The sequence below is a fragment of the Gilvimarinus sp. 1_MG-2023 genome, from assembly GCF_030548285.1.
Window position 1 is genome coordinate 1 of record NZ_JAUOSC010000049.1, and the last position, 614, is coordinate 614.

Annotated in this window: 2 protein-coding genes; one reads left to right on the plus strand and one right to left on the minus strand. The window is 56.5% G+C overall.

The window, feature by feature from the left end:
• A partial coding sequence (locus Q4563_RS15570) for a TetR/AcrR family transcriptional regulator C-terminal domain-containing protein (protein ID WP_303605105.1) occupies nucleotides 1–394 on the plus strand: 394 nt, incomplete at its 5' end.
• 30 nt (nucleotides 395–424) lie between these two features.
• Here the strand turns inward: Q4563_RS15570 and Q4563_RS15575 are convergent.
• Nucleotides 425–614, minus strand: a 190-nt coding sequence (locus Q4563_RS15575) for a universal stress protein (protein WP_303605106.1), incomplete at its 5' end; no start/stop codon positions are given.

Consider the following 614-nt stretch of genomic DNA (forward strand, 5'->3'; position numbering starts at 1 on the left):
GTGGCTGGCGCAGCGCGAGCAACTGTTCCAGAACTTTCTCGAAGATGAAGGCACCCCGGAACCGGATCGCCTGGTGGACTTTATCCAGCATCTGCTGGAAACCCTTTGCCCGGACGATACCCTGCTACAACTGGCATTGTCCGGCCGGGCCGGAGAGCAGGCCCTGCAACGGATCCTGAACCAGAACACCGATTTCTTCCGCCGCGGGGCCAGTCGCAGCTTCAACGAACCACCCAGCGAAGATGATATCCTGCTGATTTCTACCTTCTATGGCTCCGCCACCATCGGCATTATTTCCGGCATTATCTCCGGTAACATCCGCCAGCAACCAGCCGAACTGGCGCAGCAACTGGCAGATATGATCTACAACGGTATTGGCCATCGCCTGCTCTAGAACTGGCCGACAACCTGGGCGGTACAGGCACTAGCCTTCTCGCACCACCATCACACTGCACTTGGCATGACGCACCACACGCTCAGCATTCGAACCGATACTATAACGACCCTGACCGGGTTTCTGCGCCATCATCACAATAATATCGGCATAGCGGCTACCCGCTTCCTCAAGAATCTTTTGATGCACCACACCACGACGAACCCGACTGCTGTAATGC